Source organism: Peribacillus sp. NPDC096448, assembly GCF_044762675.1.
GTDB lineage: Bacteria > Bacillota > Bacilli > Bacillales > DSM-1321 > Peribacillus > Peribacillus frigoritolerans_B.
This window is the reverse complement of record NZ_JBIWEU010000001.1, coordinates 707,461-727,010: the sequence shown is the minus strand read 5'-3', so window position 1 is coordinate 727,010 and position 19,550 is coordinate 707,461. Positions and strand designations below refer to the sequence as shown.

Below are 19,550 nucleotides of genomic sequence, written 5' to 3'. Positions count from 1 at the left end.
ATTTTTCTGAAAAAACAGATAATTATTTCTGTTTCATTACATTGACAGCCTTTTAGTTAAGGGCTCATTTACAGCCCAATTCGGTTTCACGCCAGTAAGAACTTGTTCCACTTGCATTGCTGCATGTACAGCCATGCGTATCGAACCTTCCTTCGTCAATGCCGCATTATGAGGACTGACAATCACATTATCCAATTTAAAAAGGGGGTTCCATTTATCAGGAGGTTCAACCTCAAATACGTCTATTCCAGCACCAGCAATCTCCCCCGCTTGCAAAGCATTTACTAAATCAGCTTCCTTCACCACACCGCCTCTGGAAGCGTTTACAAAATAGGAGGAAGGTTTCATCCAGGAAAGCTCACGGCATCCAATTATTCCTTTTGTTGTTTTCGTTAACGGCAGGTGTAGACTAATTACATCAGAGTTCCTGAATACCCATTCTAAATCTGTTGCTATCTCCAACTCCGAATTCGTGCAGGCTGTAACATAGGGATCGTAGCCAATTACTTTCATATCAAAGCCTTTGGAAGCCTTTTTCGCCAGTATTCTGCCGATTCTCCCTAGTCCAATAATCCCCAAAGTCTTGCCTTCCAAGTCCATGCCGAAAAGTTGATTACGGATCGCAAAATTCCCGCTGCGCAGCTCTTTGTCAGCCAAGCTTAAGTTTTTGGACAATGATAAAATTAATGCCATTACATGTTCAGCTACAGAATTTGCATTTGCCTCTGGGGTATTTGTTACATAAATGCCACGCTCTGTAGCGGCTTCGATATCAATATTATCCAAGCCCACTCCATACTTGGCTATTACTTTGAGGTTTTCGGCTGCTGTAATGACTTCTTTATTTATCACAGCCGTTGATCTCGTTAGTACTGCATCACAATCTTTGATTTCTTCCATAATAATTTTTTGCGACAGATCTGACCCTACTTTAACCTTATAGCCTTTTTCTACTAAATAACGTTTCCCCTCTTTCTCAATATCTTGAGGAATATACACTAAATGACTCACATTGCCACCAACCTTTCATGTTAACCTTGAAGGAAAAATCTTTCCTGCACCATTGTATATATACAATTATTGTGCCAACATAAAAAACATCAGTTTATTCAAGAAAGAAGCCAATTAGTTCTCAAACTAAGACATAAATAAAGTTAACAAAATGTTTCAATATGAATTAATTAGTTTCATTACGTTTCAATTTGTTTCAATATTCAGATTTTTCATCTTTCTCCATAAAGTCGTGCGGCTCATCCCTAACTCAAAGGCAGCTTTTCCTTTGTTAAAATTCACCTTTATTAACGTTTGGACAATTCTTTCACGCTCGGATAAATGTATCCCAGGTGACAAATCCATCTCTTCGTCTTGTTCAGATAACAGTATTTTCTTTTTACTTTTATTCGGAAAATACATTTCGATATCGTACACATCAATCAATTTGTTCTTATAAAGAGCGCATAATCGCTCACAAAAATTTTGCAATTGGCGAATATTCCCTTCCCAATTCCCTTCACTTAGCTTTTTCATGGCAGTATCCGTAATCTTGATTTGTTTTTGATCCGACTGACCTTTCCGAATAAAGGCATTCACCAATAACGGAATATCCTCTCTGCGTTCCCGAAGCGGAGGCAATACAAGGTCCAGCACGCTCAAGCGATAATACAGATCCTCCCGAAAGTCATTGCTCTTTACCATTTGCATGAGGTCTTTGTTCGTTGCCGACACTATTCTCACATCAACCGGGATTACTTTATCATCACCGATGCGCATGATTTCACGCTCTTGCAGGACACGTAGCAGCCGGCTTTGCATTTTTGGGGAGATTTCTCCTATTTCATCTAAAAAAATCGTACCTCTATGAGCCAGTTCAAAAAATCCTTGCTTTCCGCCTTTCATTGCTCCCGTGAAAGCTCCTTCTGCATATCCGAAAAGCTCACTTTCCAATAAATTTTCGGGAAGCGCTGCGCAATTAATGGCAACAAACGGGTTATTTTTCCGGTTGCTATGATTATGTATGCTTTGGGCGAATATTTCCTTGCCCGTACCAGTTTCTCCAATTATAAGAATGTTTGAATCCACTTCACTATAACGTTGAGCTGTTTCAATCTTCCTCTTAATTTCCGAACTCCGGTACAATATATCATCAAATGTGTACTTAGCCACATGTCCGCGTGAATGAAGCTTTCTAAAGAACTTTCCTTCCATCTCCTGAATCCGTGTAACATCTTGAAAGGCGACCATATCCCCCACTTTTTTACCCTTTAAAAATATCCCAACCTTTTTTACCGATAATTGAATGGATTGGTAAGCAACGGTATCTTTTTCGTATTCATCGTCGCTTAAAAGCATATTACGAAATTTCCCGGGCTTTATTATATCGTTTACAGAATTTCCAATTAAGCTCCCCTTGGAAATGGATAATATCTCCTGAGCCGCCGTATTAAATACGGATATCTGTCCTTTTAAATCTATTGCAATAACCCCTTCATAGGCATAATTAAGAATCGTTTGGTAACGCTTGGTCTTCTCCTGTTCCCTTCTGCTGACAAGAGCCACTCTTTTCGCCTCAATCAACGCCTGCCGAAATGATTCCTTTCCAGTGTCAACAAGAATGGCTCCCAACCCTATCTCTTCAGCATATTTACAGGTGCTTAAACCACTTAACACAACCTCACAGCCATCTCTGGCGGCTAAATCCACTAGACTGACGGAGGACTCGATATCATTTAATATATAGGACTGAATTGGCAAATCCACGATATCCGAAAGGTTTTCCACGCCATAAATCATATTTAACGCTCCTATAACGGCCACTTTTTTACTGCCAAAACGTGCCTTGCAATCATGCAGGGAACGAATGAGGTCAATTCCTTGTACAGGTATATCAACGATAGGAATGAATTCATTGCATTCTTTTAATAGTTTCGTGATTAATCCCCTTGAGATGATTACATCAGCATCCAGCTTCAACTTCCCAATCTTATCGGCATCCTCAACTACTTCCTCTAAAACAAACTTCACTGAACCGTTATCATTGTTTTCCGATTCTTCCAACTTGTTGAACTCCTCAAATCTTTCAAAAGCATCCGTAATATACCCTTTTCGGGGAACAACTAGTTTAATTTTAATCAAAACACCCACCTCCAACGTAAAATCATTTTGGTTTATTGGAAATACTAGCAACCTGTTAATCTAGCCCCGGTCATAAAAGAAGGACAAGATATAATAAAGTTTGCCAAGAATGCCGTCAAAGTTTTCATTCAAAGCCGAGATTAGAAAAGTAAAAACCATAATACCCTTGAGACTTTCTAAAAAAGTAATTCTGTATTTTATTAAGATATTTCATATTTTACTTAGAAAAATAAAAAACCCTGTTACCCTGGGTTTTTAAAGGATTTCGATTGATATCAATTATAATTAATACAAAAATAATAAACATTCAAATCATATCATTAAAACTTACTTTTCATCGCTAGAATACGATTTTTCACATTAACATCAGTATAATGATTCTTAAGGTGAAAGGTCATCATGAATAAAATCCTCATTAATTTCTTAAAGTGGCAGTGTCATCTACTTCATTTTCCATAATTCCCCTTCCTCTCACGCTAACAGGACTATATTCCTTTTATTCTTCATACAAATGTAGAATTCCTTTTGATTTTATAGTTACTGACAATAAAATTAGTCTACAAACATATTAACCCCGTCCAAGAAATCCTGAACGGGGTTTTTCAATAAATAATAATGTTGAGTATTTGCGGGCTTGAGCTCAGTTGTCAAACTTCGTAAATCTGTTCATTCAAGTGGCTTTACTGACGAACTTAAAAAGGATCGGCGATGACAAGGATTTTCCCTGCCTTAATATCCTCCACATATTGATCGACTTCGGCTTCCTCCAGTCCAATGTCCAATAATGGCTTTCTCAATCCGCCTGCTCCCGATGCTGCTCCGGCTGCTGCTCCCCCAAAAGTGGTGAAAATCGGTCCTGCTGCCAATATCGGACCTATTCCTGGTGCGGCCAATGCACTCATTCCAATAAGCAGGCCTGTCAATCCGACAGCTCCGCCGGCTGCTGCCCCAGCTACTAATCCATCAGTCTTTGCCGGGCTGACTTCCTCGGCTTCATTTGGTAATTTATCAATGTTTTTTGCCACTACTGATATTTGATCGGATGTATATCCTTGTTCCTTTAAATTTTCGACTGCTGAAGTCGCTTCATTTTCAGTTTCATATATTGCTATAAACCTCTTGTCCATGGTATCTGCTCCTTTAAAAGTAATGTATTATACAATACCCTTAATTGAGTTTTAATAACCTACCATGAAAGAAATGAATTTCATTCCCGGATTTGCCCCTGGCCATAAATGAAGTACTTGCTTGATGTTAATGCAGGTAAACCCATTGGTCCACGCGCATGCAGCTTTTGTGTGGAAATGCCGATTTCTGCGCCATAACCGAATTCAAAGCCGTCGGTAAAACGGGTGGAAGCATTGTGATAAACTGCTGCGGCATCCACTTTATTCAAAAATGCGGAAGCATTTTGTTCATCCCTCGTTAGGATTGCTTCAGAATGCTTTGTACCGTAGCGGTTAATATGTTCAATCGCATCGAATACGCCTTTTACAGTTTTCACGCTGATTTTTAAAGCGAGGTACTCAGTTGACCAATCTTCCTCCGTAGCCGTTTTCGCTCTCGGAAAGGCGCTGCAAACCGCTTCATCTCCATATACTTCAATACCCTTTTCATCAAGGAGTTCCAAAATGCGCACTCCATTTTCTTCAAACCATTTTTCATGAATCAGAAGCCCTTCGATAGCATTGCATACGGATGGACGCTGAGTTTTACCGTTTAGGACAATTTTCTCGACCATCGTGATATCTGCAGTCTGATCGATGAAGATATGGCAATTGCCTGCACCTGTTTCAAGGACGGGAACAGTGGACTCCTTAATGACCGTTTCAATTAAATTCTTTCCGCCGCGCGGAATCAGGACATCTAAATAGTCATTAAGATGAAAAAGTTCCTTAGCGGTTTCACGATTCGTATCCTCGATCAACTGAACAGCTTCTACAGGAATTTCCGTATTCTCTAATGCCTTATGAATGGAAGAGACTAGTGCGATATTGGAGTTTTTGGCTGACGAGCTGCCTCTTAATAGGACGGCATTCCCCGTTTTCAAGGATAATGTAGCTGCATCGATGGTCACATTCGGCCTTGCTTCATAAATCATCCCGATTACCCCGATCGGCACCCGTAACTTTTTAATCAATAAACCATTTTCTTTTTCGATCGTCTCCAATTGTTCCCCAATTGGATCATTTAATTCGATTAGAAGCATAATGGCCGCTGCCATGTCATCAATACGGTTACCATTCAACATAATTCGATCTAATGTAGACTCACTGAAGCCTTTTTTCCTGCCTTCTTCCAGATCCTTTTGGTTTTCCTTTATCAAAAAATCTTTATCGATGATAAGTTGCTTAGCAATTTTTTCAAGTGCCTCATTCTTCTTTTCCGTACTCAATCCGATTAGCTGATAACTGGCTTTTTTGGCTTCCTTTCCTTTCGCCGTCACTTCACTCATTTCTAAATGCCCCCTTATCTTTCATGAAAATTGATTTTTTATGCTTTCACCCATTTATCACGATGGATCACTTCTATGGAAGTGATCACAAGCTCGGATGTCCTCTTTCCCATTGCCTGTTTTAATTCTTCGTCGGAATAAAGGACCTCACCCCTCCCTAATAATCCATTTGCACCAAAGACTTCGACAACATCCCCCTTATTGAATGCTCCTTTAATTTCATAAATCCCGGCTGGCAACAGACTGCTGCCATTTGAAACCAGAGCCCTTTCGGCACCTTCATCAACGAAAATTTTTCCGGAAACTTGTGAATGAAGGGATATCCATTGTTTGTTTTTCGTTACCGTCGTCATGTCTTCATTCCCTATATACGTGCCATCACCATTGCCTTCAAGGATCGTTAAAAGTTTATCACTCCCCAAACCAGATCCGATGAATACTTTCACCCCTAGAGACAATGCAGTTTGTGCTGCAATCAGCTTCGATTTCATCCCCCCGGTTCCGACATTAGATCCTGCACCTTCTGCCATTTGCAATAAATCCGCCGTTACTTCGGATAATTCATCAAATCGTTTCGCCCCCGGATTTGTCTGTGGATTGGAATCATAGAGCCCATTAATGTCCGTTAATATAATCAAGTTCGTCGCGTGGACCAACCCGCTTACTAAGGCGGATAGCATATCATTATCACCAAAAGTCAACTCCTCGACCGATACTGTATCATTTTCATTTATAATCGGAAGGATGCCGCGTTCAAGCAATTCCATCAATGTCGCATATGCATTTTTATATCTATCTTTTTTCGAGAAATCTTTCCTTGTTAATAAAATCTGCGCCGGAACGATTCCAAAATTACCTAATTGTTCCATATATGATTGAATCAATAGGCTTTGCCCTACCGCTGCAGCAGCTTGTTTTCCTTTGAGAGTGACAGGTCTCGTAGGGTAGCCGAGCTTGCGAAAACCTGTCGCTACCGCACCTGATGAAACAAGGACAACTTCATGTCCCGCTTTCCTTAATGCTGCCACTGCCTGGATATGATCGGAAAATTTGTTTTGGTCGATTTCACCTTGTGTGTTGGTCAAAGAACTACTTCCTATCTTTACAACGATGCGTTTCTTTTCCATCGATTACTTCCTCCAATAAATATCTAAGACATGAAAAAAAGCCCTTTTCATCCTCGAAATAAGGACGAAAAGGGCTGCTCTCCGTGGTACCACCTTCATTGAATGCAAGTTCATGCATTCCACTTTGCCTGATAACGCCAGGATTTGCGCCTATGTTTTGCATAGGACTCAAGAAGCAGGTTCTGCGCTTTCCTGTCGCGGGTCTTCCAGCAATTGACGCCGCTCTCTGTCACAGTGATTCTCGCATACTAATCTTCTCTCAACGTTCATTGTTTTAATATAGTATGCAAAATTATCTGCTTAATGTCAATAACATTCCTGCGATGAATGAACCTTATAACGCAATTGCCGGGCCGAAGAACTCATAATGAATTTTATCCGCATCTATCCCCAATTCTTTCAGGTAAGTGATGACCGCCTTCATGAAAGGAACAGGCCCACACACATAATAATCAGCTTCAGGTTTAATAAAACTGCTCAATAATTCCTTATCAATATACCCTTCCTTTTCAAAATTCAGCAGCTTCTTGTCATCCTCACTCGGATTTTTAAAGACAAAGGATAATTGATAGTTGGTAAGCTTGTGGGCTAGTTCTGTCAGTTCCATTCTGAACGGCTGTAAATTGCCATTATCGGTCGCATGAATGAATTGTACATCACGCTCAGGTGTTTGTTCAGCTACCGCATGGACCATGCTCATGAAAGGCGTTATGCCAACGCCTCCGCTCAAGAATACTGCCGGTGTTCGTTTTTCCAAATCGAAGGTGAAATCACCTGCAGGAGCCGTTACCTCAATACTGTCACCCATCTGAATGGATTCATGCAAGTAGTTAGAGACCCTTCCATCAGGAGAGGTTCCCGGCTTTTCTTTTTTAACGGAAATCCGGAAATAATCTTTTCCTGGAACATCAGACAAACTATACTGACGGTTGAATAAATAGCGTTCACCCGGTATCTCGATCCGAACAGTAATATATTGTCCTGGTAGAAATGCCGGAACCTTATCTCCATCTGATGGCTTTAAATAAAAGGATGTGATTACGTCACTTTCCCGTACTTTTTCCACCACTGTGAATCGTTTGAAATCAGACCATCCACCGGCCTGACTGGAAGCTTCGTCGTACATTTCTTTTTCGATGCTAATGAAAACATCCGCAATGACTCCATATGCCTCTCCCCAGGCTTGAAGGATTTCTTCTGTAGCCGAATCTTGTAACACTTCCTTGATTGCACCTAATAGATATTCTCCAACAATGGGATAATGTTCGGCTTTAACTGCAAGACTTCTATGTTTTTGTGCTATTTGCTTCACGACAGGTATTATCGTTTCAAGTTGATCTATATATTTAGCTGCTGCCAAAACCGTGTTGGCAAGTGCAGTTTGCTGGCGCCCCTTTTTTTGATTGGCATGATTAAAAACATTTAATAATTCAGGATGTGCTTCGAAAAGATTTTTATAGAATACAGTTGTGATAGTTGTACCATGCACTTCTAATACAGGTACGGTTGATTTGATAACATCGATAGTTTTCTGGGATAGCATAGGTAAACCCCTTTTCATAAACAAGTATTTTAAATACATGTTTATATTAGAACTTAAATGCGTTAAAAGCAATATTTTTTATACATCTTTTTCAAATAATAAGTTTTCATGTTTATAAAATGTTCACATTTATGATATAGTCAAATGGGGATAGAATGTGAGGCGATAAACATGAGGTTGACGAGTTATTCCGATTACTCACTTAGAGTGTTGATTTACCTGGCTTCCCACGACCAAAGCAAATTATCAAATATTAAAGAGATTTCTGAAGTCTATCAACTGTCTAAAAATCATTTGATGAAGATTGTTCATAATCTTGGAAAATTAGGCTATATTGAGACGATTCGTGGAAGAAATGGCGGTTTTCGGCTTGCAAAATCACCCGCTGAAATAAATGTAGGGGAATTGGTGCGGCGAACCGAAGAGGATTTTTACTTAGTGGAATGTTTTAAAGATCACGATAACTGTGTGATTTCTCCCGTTTGTTCATTGAAATTTGTCCTTAACAATGCCTTGGATGCTTTTCTAAAGGTCCTTGATCAATATACGATTGCAGACTTCAGCGAAAATAAAGTGATGCTCAAAACCTATTTCGATTCGGTAAAGCAGAATGACGAAGAGCCCGATTTATTATAATCGGGCTCTTTTTCCATTAACCGATGATTCGTTTGATCTGCCATTCTTTTTCCATTCGCAAATCTATGATCTCTGTACTGGTTTTCAATAAAACCTTAAGGGGATTGTAGGGATTGATCATGATGATCGTCCCAAATTGTCCATTGGTAAGCATGACTTCTTTTCCGACCAAAGTGGACATTAATCGGCTAACCAACACCAGCAGGATTTCTGGATTGAATTTACTGAACATATCACTGTTCATTTGCTCAATGACCTTATAAAACGGCATGGCCTGATGATATACACGATTTGAAGACATCGCATGGAATACGTCGGCTATAGCGACGATTTTCGCATGATGATGGATTTCATTCGCACCCAGTCCAAGTGGATAGCCTTGCCCATCTTCCCGTTCATGGTGCTGGAGGGCTGTTAATGCAATCGATGGGGGGATTCCAGGGATATTTTTAAGTAATTCATACCCATAAATGACATGGCGTTTCATTTCTTCATATTCTGCCTCAGTCAGTTTTCCCGGTTTTTCCAATATACTCTCCGAAATCCTTGTTTTACCCACGTCATGCAGTATGGCTGCCAATGTCAGGGCTGAAAGGTTTTCTTTAGATAATCCAAGCTTCATCCCCAGATAAGTGGCAATGATCCCGACACCGATATTATGCCTATACGTGTACTCGTTATTTGCTTGCACCCCATCGAAAAGGTAATAAATATCAGGATTCATTGCAGCTTCTGCAATGACTGGTGCAACTTTTGCTTTAATCAATTCAAACTTTTCAAGCTGTATTTTTCCTTCTTTACGTATTTCTTGAAAGATGTTTTTCATTTGAAGAGAAGCTTCGTTGATTCTTTCATGAATCTTTACGTTAGGTTGTGCATGATCTACCGTTAAAGGAGATGAACCTTTTTTCAATTCTTCCATTATAAAATCAATTTCAGGTATGGTAATAGGCGGTTTGGCATTATTTAGCTTCCCTCTTCTAGTTTTCATTGCTCTCACACTTTTCTCTATTTTTTACCTATAATACCATATCCTTCATTAGCTTGTATCTTAATGAAACCAACTTTTGGGCACTTAAGATCGGTCCCTAAGTTCATTGCCCAGCTGTTTTAATTTTTCACCAACCGTACATTCTGAAATACAGAACTGATGGGCATATGTACGCCCCTTCTCTTTTCGAAAATGCTTTCTTAAAAAACAATCTTGGCAAAATGAAATGAGGACATCTTCCACTTCTTCATATATTTTTTTCCTGTTCATTGTTGTTATGGCTCCTTTGACCCAGCAATTTCTATTTTGCTGAAAATGGCTTTTCCCTGCAGTGCAAGTGTGGCCAGGCGATCGGCTTCCTGGTTTTCCTTTCGAGAAATCGGCTTGCAGACAGGAATGATCTTTAATTTATCCAGTTTCGCTTCAATGCGGTCCAGCCATTTATTTAAGTTTTCTTCCATACAGGGCCATTCACCGGAGAGTTGATTTAAGACAACGAGAGAATCCCCTTTAAAGACACAGCTTTGATGGTGGATTCCAAGATCCTCCATCTGCCTGACCGCTTCATGAAAGGCCGCATATTCAGCTTCATTATTGGATTCGAATTGCTCCAATTTCACATTGGTGCGCAACCGCCAGAACTTCTTTCCTTGACGAAAATAAATCGCAACACCAATTCCTGCCACCTTTTCATCTTTTTGAAAACCTCCATCAAAAAAAACCGTCACATCCTGCGGTTCTTCTTCAACTTCCGTCAGGAGTTTCTTTAGCTCCTTCTTGGTCCATGTTGTATCGAATTCATCCTTGAATTCCACTTCTTTCAGCTTTCCTGCCTTTTCAAGATCTTCCGTAATGACCAGTGCAGTCCCGGCATCAAGCCAATCCGAAACGAAATCGGCAGATGGTTTTTTTGAAGCATGATATGTCCATTGCATAATTACCTTCAACGATTTCCAGCTCCTTATCCATTCACGATCCATACTGAACAGCTTACAATTTTCATACCTTTTTTTCGTCATACCCTTTATAATATATTGTAAGCATTTGAATCACTCTTTTTAATTATAGTTCCCATATCAGCCTGAAATTCTCATGTTTCAATCTTAATTTTATATATCGAACATTTTAATAGTTAAACTCGAGGAGGAGCACATCTTGATCGAAGTGTATATTGATGGTGCCAGTGCGGGCAATCCCGGTCCGAGCGGCGCAGGTGTTTTCATAAATAATAACGGTGTGGTCGAGAGGCATTCCTTTCCGCTTGGCAATATGGAAAACCATGAAGCGGAGTTCCATGCCTTAATCAAAGCATTGGAGATTTGTGTTGCCAATAAGTATCAAATCGTTTCTTTTCGTACTGACTCCCAAGCCATCAACCAGGCCATTGAAAAAAGATTTGCAAAAAATAAGTATGCCCTTTTGCTGGAACGGGCGTTAAAGCTTTCCGACGAACTTGATTTATTTTTCATGAAATGGATTCCAAATATCGAAAATAAGTCCGCGGATGAGTTGGCGCGACGGGCCATTCGATTGAATAAGGCTGAGGAAATTCATGAAGAAGACAGCTGATTTTTCATTATTATTCGTTGTATTCATCTGGGGCGTAACTTTTGTCATGGTCCAAAATGCGCTATCTTTTCTTGACCCCTTCACTTTTAATGCCGTCCGTTTCTTCATGGCGTTCGTATTCTTGCTCATCCCTTATATATCGACTCTACACAAAAAGGGGGAAAACTGGAATAAGGGCCTTATTATAGCCGGGTTTCATATTGGGGTTTGGCTTTTTCTGGGATATGGGCTTCAAACGATCGGATTGAATTATACAACGCCTGCGAAGACAGGCTTTATAACAGGATTAAGTGTTGTCATGGTACCTGTTTTTTCCCTGTTGCTATTAAAACATAGGCTTTCCCGCAATACAATAATAGGTGTCGCAGCCGCAACCATCGGGCTTTATTTAATGACTTTCGCTGACCGCTCCAATTTGAATATCGGTGATTTACTGGTATTTTTATGTGCAATCAGTTTTGCCATGCAAATCATTACTACCGCTAAATATGCCAAGACCCTTCCCGCTTTACCGCTGACGCTGATTCAGGTTTCCACCGTATCTCTATTATCATTTGTTTCAGCCTTCATTTTCAAAGAGAATCATTCCGTCATCTTCAGCTCGGAGGTTATGTTACAGAAGGATGTATGGACTGCTTTATTGGTTACGGCAGCCCTTGCCACGGCGTTCGCCTTTTTCGCACAAACCTTCTTCCAAGCCTATACGACACCTACAAGAGTGGCGCTTATCTTTTCAATGGAACCGGTTTTTGCTGCGTTATCCTCATACATATTGATAGGGGAAAAATTGACTTCCGCTTCCATCATCGGCTGCGCATTCATTTTTTTGGGAATGATATTTGCAGAACTGCCTGTTAAGAAAAAGAAACCGGTGACACAGGAGTTTTCTTGAAAAGGCCAATAAAATAAATCGGACTTCCAGTTATGAAGTCCGATTTATTTAAGCAGCCCCTGTTCTTTTGCAAACGATACCGCAGCACTACGCGTTTCAATGCCATTTTGTTTTAAGTTTTCCAAAAAGGAGATATAAAAACTGCCATCAAAATTCTTTTGTACCTTCAAAGTCAATTCTATTGCTGCATTGACTAAAACATCACTTGCATCCGTGTAGCGCTTACCAAAATAAATAAAACCAATCGCGTCATTACCAAAAGTGAACCCCTTACCCTCTAAAAAACTAACATACTCTTCAGTTGATTTCGCCACTTCTGCATCCACTCCATACTTCTTGCCTTATTTTTATCTTACCGTATATCAAAGATTTTGACTATCCATTTTTCGACAAAAAACTCACCGTGCAAAATAAAGGAGCTCCCATTTGGGAGCTCCGCTTGTTTGATTAAATCATTCGCAGTAAAGTCCTGAATTCATGATCTCTAGCCAGATTTTTGACCTTCTCGCGGTCATACTGATAGACGGCATCGTCCAAAGGACATGAAATTGGTACATCACATTTTATTTCTGCTAGCTTTCTGGATAAATGAAGCATATCGACGGCGGATTCAATTTTAGCCCGTTGCCCATTCGTCAATGAAGCAACATTTTCAAGAATGCCTTCGATACTTTGATACTGTATCAATAATTTCAATGCTGTCTTCTCCCCGATTCCTTTAACTCCGGGATAGTTATCAGCTGTATCACCCATTAAAGCTTTTAAATCGATCATTTGCCTTGGCGTGATCCCTTTCCATTCAAAAAAGCTATCGGGATTATGCACCTCATAGTTACCATACCCTTTTTTTAACAATAATACGGAAATGTTTTCATCTATTAACTGAAGCATATCTTGATCGCCAGTCAATATACCCACTCGGCTATGCTGTGCAGATGCCTTGGCAATTGTCCCGATACAGTCATCCGCCTCATATCCAGAGAGCCCTATGTTAGGGATATCGAATGCTTCAACCGCTTTTTTCGCTAAGTCGAATTGAGGGATCATTTCGACTGGAGCTTCTGATCGATTCGCCTTGTATCCATCAAATAATTCATTTCTGAAAGTCTTGCTGCCCATATCCCAACACACCGCTACATGACTGGGTGAAAAGTGATTCACCGCCGTCAGCATATGCTTCAAAAAACCCTGAACGGCATTGGTCGGGATGCCTTTGGAGTTAATCATGAATTGACCAGTAACGGCCGTTGCATAAAAAGCTCTAAATAAAAGCGCCATCCCATCGACAAGCATAAAGGAAGGATGCTGCTCATTTTCTTTCATTAACACATTATCACCTCTATCATGATGTACTTCCATTTTAACATAACTGTCCCCTTTTTTAAGGATCGTTTAATTGGAAATAATATTATTCAATTGGATTATCATCATACGAGATCCAGTCACTGAAACTGCCAATATAAATCTTCACATCTTTAAAGCCCGCTTCTTTCAAGGCGATATAATTGGGTGAAGCCGTTACACCTGAACCACAGTACACAATGATTTCCTTATCTTTACCGATACCCGTGAAATTCGACTGAAGATCTTCCTTCTTTTTAAAATAGCCATTTTCCAAAACGTTCGTCCACACCTTATTTACTGCACCAGGTATATGGCCGGCTTTTTTATCAATTGGCTCCTCGATTCCCTCGTAGCGCTTAGATTCCCTTGAATCCATTAATACGATATCCTCAGGTCTATTCATAGTGTAATCCTTCACTGTTCGAAAAGATGCAAAAACGGACTCATTTAAATCGATATGATATTCTGTTGGCATATAATTCATTTGATTCGAGTCAATCGGATAGCCCGCATCCCTCCAGGCGCGATATCCCCCGTTTAGAACAAATACTTTCTGATGCCCAAGGTAGCTGAGCAACCAGACAAACCTGGAAGCAAAAGAACCTTCCCCACCATCATAAGCAATAAGTACCGTATCATTATTGATTCCATTTGATTCCAGTTTATCTTTAAAGGTTTTCAGGTCAGGAAGAGGATGTCTTCCGCCATGTTCTTGAACCTGACCCGATAAGTCCTTTTCAAGGTCGAAATAAACAGCGCCTGAAATATGGTCTTTTTGGTATTCATTATACCCTGCATCAGGAAAACCTAGCTGAAAGCGGCAGTCACAAATTCGGATATCTCTAGAATTCAACAACGGCAGCAGTTCTTCTTTTTCGATTATGAAACTCATTCTGAATAACCCCCTATTCCAAAATGGCCCAAATTAATTCATTAAGCTCCATTTCCATGTTCTTGCCTTGATGTAGCCTAGTTATCTCATTCTTTATGGAAAGTGATTTCCCTTCTATTAGCGAAAGATTATTTTCACTTTCATTGTTGCTTATACATTCTTCCATTTGTTTTGCTTTAAATATCCGGGTCATCCTGTTTTTCATTCCTTGATCAATTGAAACCAAATCAAGTAATTCCCATACCGATAATGGTGGCAGCGAACCCCGTTGGAAGATATATTCCAGTATTAAATACGAACGGTACACTTGTATCCATATTTTTAGCTCTTTTCTTTCCGAATCCATTGTTTTTGTCAATTGTTGAAGATTGTCGCCCATCATCCGATGGTAATGGTGCCCCAGTGCCTTTTTGGAATAGCAATCCACTATCAAACCTTTCATCTTCCTATAATAATCAGGATGGGTTATCAACTTGATAGGCGACTGAAACAATTCAAATAGAGCAGGATTACTCTTTAAGGTAAGACGGGATGATTTAAATAGATCCCAGCCTTCCATGTCAAATCGGCCTTCTTTCACTTGAATGACTTCAACTGGCAGACTCAAGCTCAGGTATGATCGCTTATCATTATGAACATATATAAACCGAACATCGTAATCCGATTGGACCGATGATAAACCAAAAGAATGGCTGCCAGTAACAGCAGCCATCAATATGGTTATATCCTCTTTCTTTTCCAGGTATCTCAATCGGGAAATAAGGTTTTCTTTCATGAATGAACCCCGTTTCTATTTCGAATGCATTTTAGCCAATTCCGCTACAGCATTTTCATAATACGGCAAATCAACCGTTTCCTCCAATGCTGCACGTAAACCTGCAAAGATATCCGATACTTCCGTCTTAAATTCTTTTTGAATTGCGAGTAACTCTTGATTGAGGACATCATTATACATTTCGAAAATCCTCTCTCCCTGTTCTTTTACATATAAAAGGGCAGGTTCATCCAAACGCTTCTGAAGCCCTTCGCTCATTTTCGCTTTTTCATTTTTTTCAAAAAAAGATTTTGGATTCTTAAATAATGCCAATTCCTTTTTGAATTCCCCCGTATCCAATTGGGCAAAAGCTCCTGTAAATTCGAGGGACTCCCTCTCATTGGGTTCATATGGCTGTAATGAAAGGGTTCTTCTTATTTTTTGCATTTGCTGAAGCAAACTGCCCTGTTTCTCATTCAGTAATTTATTTACGAACATTTCCGTCCTTAAAGCCGTTGCCCGCATTTCCTGGGCAAGGTCAAAGCCTAACGCATCCAATAAGTTCTTCATCGATTGCTTGAGGACGATTTTCAGATCGCCTCCATCATCTTTTAAAACAGCTGGATTGAACGATTCTTTGAAGAAATCATTAAACCGGAAGAAGACCCGTTGTTTACTATAGAAAGTCAATTCGTCTATCTCTTTTTTCAACCGTTGCTTTTCGGCATCCCCTTTAATGACTGAAAGGAGTTCCGAAATGGCCTGTGACTCATGGGAAAGGGTCTCCAGGGCATTTCGTTTCGCTTTTTCATCCTGCCTGGAAGCTGTAATTACATCTCTTAGCAGTTCTTCGGTTCTTTTTACAGCCGCTTGAGCCGATTCAATTGCAAGTCCAGTTAAATCGTTTTCTATGAAAGAATCGAATTGGCCTTGGAATTCCATGATTCCGCTATTTGGAAGGAATGAATGCTTAAACGAACCAGGCGTTTGTTTTTCCATCAACGCCCCTTTACTCGTAAGCGGGAACAGTTTTGGAAAACGGATTCCGAATCCATTCAATTGATCTGTGACATAATCCATCACTTCGTCCAATTCGTCAGTCGTTTGTGCCAGGTCGACGGCATTGACGATGAAAAACATCTTATCCATAGCGAAAGAATCTTTCACACGTCCAAGCTGTATCAGGAACTCCCTGTCTGCCCGTGAAAATGGGTGATTATAATAGGTCACAAATAGGATGGCGTCCGAATTCTTAATATATTCGAAAGCAGCTCCTGTATGTCGTGCATTTATCGAATCGGCCCCAGGAGTGTCAACAAGGACCATCCCCTGCTTTGTCATTTCACAGTCATAACGCAATTCAATCAGATCAACAAGACATGACTTGGACTCTTCTGCAGCAAAACGTTTAAATCCTTCAAGGTCTACCGTAACCACATTTCCTAAATCATTCTGGTACTCGGGAAGCCCTTGATGAAATGCCCTAAGAAACGATAAATGCGTTTTACCCTTATCAACTTCCCCCGCCTTCGCAATGATTTGCCCTGCTAGTTGAAGAGCTTCATCTAGAGTCTTGGCCGATTTATCAAAAGCTGCCAACGCCAGGCTTACATCTTCCAACAGCATCGCTTCCGTCTTTAATTTGACGGTTGCCGTTCCATGTGGATGCTCAGCGTCCGAAGACATGATTTTGTTGATTGCGGCAGTTGTCGGATTTGGTGATACAGGAAGGACGCTTTCTCCCATCAACGCATTGGCAAAGGAAGATTTTCCCGCACTGAATGCACCGAAGAGGGCAACCGTGAATGTCTGTTGTTCCAAGCGATTTGCCTTCTCTTTCAATTCTTTATAAAGTGATTGAAACCCTCTCAGAGGTTGGATCAGCTTGGCCGCCTGTTTTAGACTCGTTGCAGTTTCCATCAGCTTTTCTTTTCCGCGTAAATCAGTAGCATCAGATGAAGAAACGGTCACGGTAGGTGCAGTTTCCTTGATTTCTTTAACATGATCCGTTTCAGGTTGTTCATTGACAGACCTTGAATTACTTTCTTTATCGGTTTTCATGATTTTGACTGTAATATTTTTTTCCTCTTCATTCCATTGCGTTAACAGCATATCGATATCGCGCTCATCGACTAATGATTCAGTTTGATGGGCGATGGCCTCTAAACGTTCCGTTTGGTACTGGATTTCCGCGTTCATTGCAGCAGTAACTTTAAGAGCTTCCGCAAATTCAGAAAAACCTTCAAGTTCCTTATCGATGGATATAGACTGCTGTTCCACTATTCCATCCATAACGGTAACCATATCATTCAAAAATCCTTCAGATACATCACGTGCTTTCTTTTTGATGGCTGATGCCAAATCATTCGTATAGTTTAAAACGTATTCACCCGTAATATCGACTTGAGGCTTCAAAGAGTTTTTTATGTAAGATTCCGTTACCTCGATCTGAAGTGCCTGAGCCTTACTTTCAAGCGTTGAATCATGGATTTCCGCTTGATTAAGCGTTTTAACCGCCAGTTCTTTAAGATGCCATTCAAGCTGGGTTTTTACCTTTTCTTGCAGATCGCTCAAGAACGCCTTGATGCGTGCCTCACGTTCGGCATCCGTTTTTTTCTTCGCAAATAATAGACCCATTTTAAAGTCTGGCTGAGCCGATTCCAAGAAAGATTTACCTAGGTCCCGTGTAGCCGCGGGCATGATGTATGCACCTTTCAAGATGGTTTCTAATGCATCAGCATATTGGACCTTGATTTCCCCTATGCGTCCAGTTAATGATTTTTTTTCTTTCAATAGGCTGTCCACCTGATTCGTCAGGTGTATTCTTTCTTCATGAGGAAGTTCTGATAATACTTCAAAATCATCGGCATGTTCCTCTTCATACTGCTCCTTCAGCCAATTAAGATGCCTTTCGACAAGGGCATTAGCCGATTGCATGATGGCATCTTTCCCATCATTCAAACCTTTGCCCGCCATTTCATATATGAATTGCTTGACCACTTCTATTTCATTTTCGCTATTGTTCAAGTCTCTTACGGATGTATAAAAAATACCATCAGGATATACATTCCAGTTCGCAAATGCTTCAGAAACAGAAAGCTTGAAGTCTTGAAAGCCAAGCTCGTTCTCATCATGCTTATCGATCATATTGATAATTAAGTATGTCGGTTTTTCAGCCTCTAACAATTCTTTCGTGAATAGGAAGTTCACTTCTGATTGGACGTGATTGTAGTCCATGACATAAAAGACGACATCAGCTAGATGCAAGGCGGATTCCGTAGAAACTCTATGTGCATCGTCTGTCGAATCGATTCCTGGCGTATCCATGATCGCACATGAATCCGGCAGTGAAAAATCATTGGAACTTATCGTTATTGCCGATACTGAATCTCCATCCTTGGCAAATTTCTTGACCTCTTTAAAATCATAAGGTGCAGGAAATAAGACTGGTGGCTGATGATGGTAAAAGACTTTGGCATAGTCTTCCCCTTTTTGTACTTTTACCGTATTTGCACTAGTTGGAATCGGACTTGAAGGCAAAACTTGATCACCAAGGAGAAAGTTGATCATACTAGATTTCCCCGCGGAAAAATGCCCGCAAAAAGCAATGATGAACTCCTCTTTATTCACTTTCATGATTAACTGTTTCATTTTATCTGCATTGCCTGTATCACCTGCCGATTGAAATTTCTCATACATGGCAGTCAAAATCCCCAATTTGGACTGTTGCTTTAATGTTTCTTGAATCATGAATCCATACCCCTTAATCTATCTTCATTTTGATATTCTTATTGTAAACGATTTCGTTTGTTATTCATACCGTCAGCTTTATTTTTACTATATGAATCATTACTTGCCATGTTCAAAAAAAAACCACCGATTGGTGGATTCATGCAGTTTGATCATATTGACTTCGAATGCAAAAAAAAAACCAGGATTTTTACCTGGTTGTTGGGGCGGGGTTAAAAGCAGCTCGGTTTTCCATTGGTGACTCGGTATAAGGTTTTACTGCCTTTGCCGGTTTTTGAATATTAGCCAATACATATTTCATCACAAAACCATATGTAGCGATTGTCAATAAAATGAATACCCAAACCATTACCAACACCATCCTCTTATATATTGATTAGCTTTTAGCTTTTAGTTTTAAAATAAATTATAGAAATCCGAATGAGAATAATTTTCATCTTCATTTAGAATCTTATCACGAACGAT

18 protein-coding genes are annotated in these 19,550 nt (G+C 40.1%); 3 read left to right on the top strand and 15 right to left on the bottom strand.

Annotated elements, in window-relative coordinates:
* Nucleotides 1–36: 36 nt before the first annotated feature.
* The 6 genes from ACIQ0C_RS03520 to hmpA all read right to left on the bottom strand — a co-directional run bounded on the left by ACIQ0C_RS03520 (nt 37) and on the right by hmpA (nt 8,257).
* On the bottom strand, nt 37–1,011 hold the full coding sequence (locus tag ACIQ0C_RS03520; protein WP_403056898.1) for a hydroxyacid dehydrogenase: 975 nt from the start codon (nt 1,009–1,011) through the stop codon (nt 37–39).
* Nucleotides 1,012–1,197: 186 nt separating this feature from the next.
* Nucleotides 1,198–3,132 (bottom strand): sigma 54-interacting transcriptional regulator, encoded by a 1,935-nt coding sequence (locus tag ACIQ0C_RS03515; protein WP_403056895.1) that lies wholly within the window; start codon nt 3,130–3,132, stop codon nt 1,198–1,200.
* Nucleotides 3,133–3,824: 692 nt separating this feature from the next.
* Nucleotides 3,825–4,259: a general stress protein gene (locus ACIQ0C_RS03510; protein WP_403056892.1), complete on the bottom strand. Its 435-nt coding sequence runs from the start codon at nt 4,257–4,259 to the stop codon at nt 3,825–3,827.
* 80 nt (nt 4,260–4,339) lie between these two features.
* Entirely contained in the window at nt 4,340–5,587 is a 1,248-nt protein-coding gene (locus tag ACIQ0C_RS03505; RefSeq protein ID WP_403056889.1) for a glutamate-5-semialdehyde dehydrogenase, read from the bottom strand.
* A 38-nt stretch (nt 5,588–5,625) separates the two neighbouring features.
* Nucleotides 5,626–6,714: a glutamate 5-kinase gene (gene proB, locus ACIQ0C_RS03500; protein WP_403056886.1), complete on the bottom strand. Its 1,089-nt coding sequence runs from the start codon at nt 6,712–6,714 to the stop codon at nt 5,626–5,628.
* 334 nt (nt 6,715–7,048) lie between these two features.
* Nucleotides 7,049–8,257 carry an NO-inducible flavohemoprotein gene (hmpA, locus tag ACIQ0C_RS03495; RefSeq protein WP_403056883.1) on the bottom strand — a complete coding sequence of 403 codons (1,209 nt, stop codon included), beginning with the start codon at nt 8,255–8,257 and terminating at the stop codon, nt 7,049–7,051.
* Between the two features lie 171 nt (nt 8,258–8,428).
* Here hmpA and ACIQ0C_RS03490 point away from each other — a divergent pair, with 171 nt between their 5' ends.
* Nucleotides 8,429–8,893, top strand: coding sequence for an RrF2 family transcriptional regulator (locus tag ACIQ0C_RS03490; RefSeq protein ID WP_403056880.1), 465 nt, complete (start codon nt 8,429–8,431; stop codon nt 8,891–8,893).
* Nucleotides 8,894–8,909: 16 nt separating this feature from the next.
* Here ACIQ0C_RS03490 and ACIQ0C_RS03485 read toward each other — a convergent pair whose 3' ends face one another.
* The 3 genes from ACIQ0C_RS03485 to ACIQ0C_RS03475 form a co-directional block, all read right to left on the bottom strand.
* Nucleotides 8,910–9,884, bottom strand: a complete 975-nt coding sequence (locus tag ACIQ0C_RS03485; RefSeq protein WP_403056877.1) for an HD-GYP domain-containing protein — start codon at nt 9,882–9,884, stop codon at nt 8,910–8,912.
* A gap of 84 nt (nt 9,885–9,968) precedes the next feature.
* Nucleotides 9,969–10,154 (bottom strand): zinc-finger domain-containing protein, encoded by a 186-nt coding sequence (locus tag ACIQ0C_RS03480; protein WP_403056874.1) that lies wholly within the window; start codon nt 10,152–10,154, stop codon nt 9,969–9,971.
* Nucleotides 10,155–10,159: 5 nt separating this feature from the next.
* The gene (locus ACIQ0C_RS03475; RefSeq protein WP_403056871.1) at nt 10,160–10,831 is read right to left on the bottom strand and encodes a reverse transcriptase-like protein; all 672 of its coding nucleotides are present in this window, start codon (nt 10,829–10,831) and stop codon (nt 10,160–10,162) included.
* A gap of 208 nt (nt 10,832–11,039) precedes the next feature.
* Between ACIQ0C_RS03475 and ACIQ0C_RS03470 the strand changes: the two genes are divergently transcribed.
* A complete protein-coding gene (locus ACIQ0C_RS03470; RefSeq protein ID WP_403056868.1) occupies nt 11,040–11,453 on the top strand; it encodes a reverse transcriptase-like protein in 414 nt (137 codons plus the stop codon).
* The gene (locus tag ACIQ0C_RS03465) at nt 11,437–12,345 is read left to right on the top strand and encodes a DMT family transporter (RefSeq protein WP_403056865.1); all 909 of its coding nucleotides are present in this window, start codon (nt 11,437–11,439) and stop codon (nt 12,343–12,345) included. Before ACIQ0C_RS03470 ends, ACIQ0C_RS03465 begins: the two co-directional genes overlap by 17 nt.
* A 44-nt stretch (nt 12,346–12,389) precedes the next feature.
* On the opposite strand, the gene ACIQ0C_RS03460 is transcribed toward ACIQ0C_RS03465, so the two are convergent.
* The 6 genes from ACIQ0C_RS03460 to ACIQ0C_RS03435 all read right to left on the bottom strand — a co-directional run bounded on the left by ACIQ0C_RS03460 (nt 12,390) and on the right by ACIQ0C_RS03435 (nt 19,440).
* The gene (locus ACIQ0C_RS03460) at nt 12,390–12,671 is read right to left on the bottom strand and encodes a DUF6123 family protein (RefSeq protein WP_402840131.1); all 282 of its coding nucleotides are present in this window, start codon (nt 12,669–12,671) and stop codon (nt 12,390–12,392) included.
* Nucleotides 12,672–12,792: 121 nt separating this feature from the next.
* Entirely contained in the window at nt 12,793–13,668 is an 876-nt protein-coding gene (locus tag ACIQ0C_RS03455; protein WP_053535539.1) for a 5'-3' exonuclease, read from the bottom strand.
* Between the two features lie 85 nt (nt 13,669–13,753).
* Nucleotides 13,754–14,581: a sulfurtransferase gene (locus tag ACIQ0C_RS03450; protein WP_403056862.1), complete on the bottom strand. Its 828-nt coding sequence runs from the start codon at nt 14,579–14,581 to the stop codon at nt 13,754–13,756.
* 13 nt (nt 14,582–14,594) lie between these two features.
* On the bottom strand, nt 14,595–15,356 hold the full coding sequence (locus ACIQ0C_RS03445) for a nucleotidyltransferase domain-containing protein (protein ID WP_403056859.1): 762 nt from the start codon (nt 15,354–15,356) through the stop codon (nt 14,595–14,597).
* Between the two features lie 15 nt (nt 15,357–15,371).
* Nucleotides 15,372–19,085 (bottom strand): dynamin family protein, encoded by a 3,714-nt coding sequence (locus ACIQ0C_RS03440; protein WP_403056856.1) that lies wholly within the window; start codon nt 19,083–19,085, stop codon nt 15,372–15,374.
* A gap of 190 nt (nt 19,086–19,275) precedes the next feature.
* On the bottom strand, nt 19,276–19,440 hold the full coding sequence (locus ACIQ0C_RS03435; RefSeq protein WP_403056853.1) for a hypothetical protein: 165 nt from the start codon (nt 19,438–19,440) through the stop codon (nt 19,276–19,278).
* Nucleotides 19,441–19,550: the final 110 nt, after the last annotated feature.

Excerpts from the sequence above, each read along its gene's own strand:
- ACIQ0C_RS03510 (WP_403056892.1), bottom strand. The coding sequence starts at position 4,259 with ATGGACAAGAGGTTTATAGCAATATATGAAACTGAAAATGAAGCGACT.
- ACIQ0C_RS03505 (WP_403056889.1), bottom strand. The coding sequence starts at position 5,587 with ATGAGTGAAGTGACGGCGAAAGGAAAGGAAGCCAAAAAAGCCAGTTAT.
- proB (WP_403056886.1), bottom strand. The coding sequence starts at position 6,714 with ATGGAAAAGAAACGCATCGTTGTAAAGATAGGAAGTAGTTCTTTGACC.
- hmpA (WP_403056883.1), bottom strand. The coding sequence starts at position 8,257 with ATGCTATCCCAGAAAACTATCGATGTTATCAAATCAACCGTACCTGTA.
- ACIQ0C_RS03490 (WP_403056880.1), top strand. The coding sequence starts at position 8,429 with ATGAGGTTGACGAGTTATTCCGATTACTCACTTAGAGTGTTGATTTAC.
- ACIQ0C_RS03485 (WP_403056877.1), bottom strand. The coding sequence starts at position 9,884 with ATGAAAACTAGAAGAGGGAAGCTAAATAATGCCAAACCGCCTATTACC.
- ACIQ0C_RS03480 (WP_403056874.1), bottom strand. The coding sequence starts at position 10,154 with ATGAACAGGAAAAAAATATATGAAGAAGTGGAAGATGTCCTCATTTCA.
- ACIQ0C_RS03465 (WP_403056865.1), top strand. The coding sequence starts at position 11,437 with ATGAAGAAGACAGCTGATTTTTCATTATTATTCGTTGTATTCATCTGG.
- ACIQ0C_RS03455 (WP_053535539.1), bottom strand. The coding sequence starts at position 13,668 with ATGAAAGAAAATGAGCAGCATCCTTCCTTTATGCTTGTCGATGGGATG.
- ACIQ0C_RS03450 (WP_403056862.1), bottom strand. The coding sequence starts at position 14,581 with ATGAGTTTCATAATCGAAAAAGAAGAACTGCTGCCGTTGTTGAATTCT.
- ACIQ0C_RS03445 (WP_403056859.1), bottom strand. The coding sequence starts at position 15,356 with ATGAAAGAAAACCTTATTTCCCGATTGAGATACCTGGAAAAGAAAGAG.
- ACIQ0C_RS03440 (WP_403056856.1), bottom strand. The coding sequence starts at position 19,085 with ATGATTCAAGAAACATTAAAGCAACAGTCCAAATTGGGGATTTTGACT.